Origin of the sequence: Traorella massiliensis (assembly GCF_900104665.1) — a bacterium.
Classification (GTDB): Bacteria; Bacillota_I; Bacilli_A; order Erysipelotrichales; family Erysipelotrichaceae; genus Traorella; species Traorella massiliensis.
Genome location: NZ_LT629965.1, coordinates 1 through 1,794 on the forward strand (window position 1 = coordinate 1; position 1,794 = coordinate 1,794).

Annotated in this window: 2 protein-coding genes; both read right to left on the minus strand. The window is 35.2% G+C overall.

The features are described 5' to 3' along the window. The coding region (locus tag BQ5367_RS00205) for an IS1634 family transposase (RefSeq protein WP_071440589.1) at positions 1-1,019 on the minus strand (1,019 nt) is incomplete at its 3' end. 151 nt (positions 1,020-1,170) lie between these two features. Next, a partial coding sequence (locus BQ5367_RS13570; RefSeq protein WP_202615241.1) for an IS1634 family transposase occupies positions 1,171-1,794 on the minus strand: 624 nt, incomplete at its 5' end.

Here is a 1,794-nt window from a genome sequence, read left to right on the forward strand (position 1 = left end):
TCCGCTTCTATTCCATTATAATATACATGCACATATTCTTTTTTTCCTGTATTGAATAAATCCTTCTCTACTGTCATCCCGTACAGTTCGTATCCCTGCATATAATTTGAATATCCGTTCTTTAATACTGCTCCTGCTTCTTCTGCCGCTTCCTGTATGAACTTTGCATTCCCCTTCGTCATCAGTATATAGTCATAATTATGCTTTTCGAAATACCTTATATTCCGTAATGAAAAATATCCCCTGTCCAGTATGAATCCTATTTCCCTGCATCCGTACTGCCGGGCTCTCTCCACCATCTTTTCACATTCCGTATTGTCGATGATGCTTCCCGGAAACAATTCATAGAATAAAGGCACCTGATCCGTCTGATTATATCCTATTGATAAATTCACTTGCGGTAATTCATCACGATCCTTCGCATGTCCGTATTCTGCCAATTCAAGATTTCCTGCAGCACTGTTCATATTCGTCGAATCATAAGCTATATAGATTTGCTTCTCAACATGCATATGTACCCACGATCTGATGAACAAATCGATATCCTTTACTTTTATTTTTTTAAACAGTCTTCCTATCGCATTATCATCGAAGTTCTCTGCACTGAACAATGTGTGATTATATCCATAGTCTTCAAAATACTGCATTACGTTATTTTCGCTCATCATCATATATGTCGCTATATCCAGGATCTTGTCCGAATCATCTTTGAAAATCGTCTCCAGCAGTTCTTTTAATCCATTCCCAGCACTTATCTTGTCCGCCACAAAATGAGGTCCCGCAATAACGAAGTCTGCTTTATCTCCGGGTTCATTCTGTTCATATGGAAATATTTCAAAATAGTTCCTGTTTGGAATCAGCTTTCCTTCTTCGTTAAGTTTTCCAATAGCTACTCTTACTGGTCTGGTTTGTTTTAATTCTGGCGAATATTTAACCCTTTGTGTCAAGTACACATAACTGCCACTTCTGCCTTTTATGATGACTGTTCTTTCAGGTAAATCCACAGGATTTTGATGCATAAAATCATCCTTTCTATAGATGTATATTTATACATCTATTATATCATACTCTTTCCGAACAGAAAAGCTCAAATACGCTTATTTTATCACCTATTTGAGCTATTTATCGTCAACTTCTCAAAAAATTATACATCTATATAAAATGGATATGTTAATTATTAACTAACATATCCATTTGTTCATTTACAAACTTCCTGTATTCTTCTTCTGTTGCTCCCAGTGCCTTTAATATCTTTTTTTGCTTATTTGTCAGTCGATATCTTATATGATATTTCTCATCCGCTAATTTAGTTACTCCCAGCCGTTCATAATCTTTCAATACTTTCGGTACTGTGTACTCTTTTCTATTCGTTTTATACAATTCCTTTAATGACTGATAAATCTCATTCCTGATAATCAATGCTATGAATGATACGAACACTTTGCTTTCAAGTTTCTCTTCCGAATGTACTCTGAATACATCATTCCCTAAATATGTCTTTTCCATCCTGAATATCTTTTCCACCGCATCCCTATCCCGATATGTTTCCAGCGCTTCTTCTGCACTCATCTTTTTTGACGTCACTATCGCAAAATATCCCGCTTTATTTATCAGCTTCATGATTTCGTTATCTTTTCTTTGATAATTCATGAAGTATCCATTCTCATCAAATCCCAATCGATAATATTTCTCATAGCTTTTCACATCTTCTGCTTTCTTTATCTTTTTCTCTTTCTTCTTCTCTAACTCCTCATCCATCTTATTGAATCTGTTATTGATCGTAATCTTTTCTTT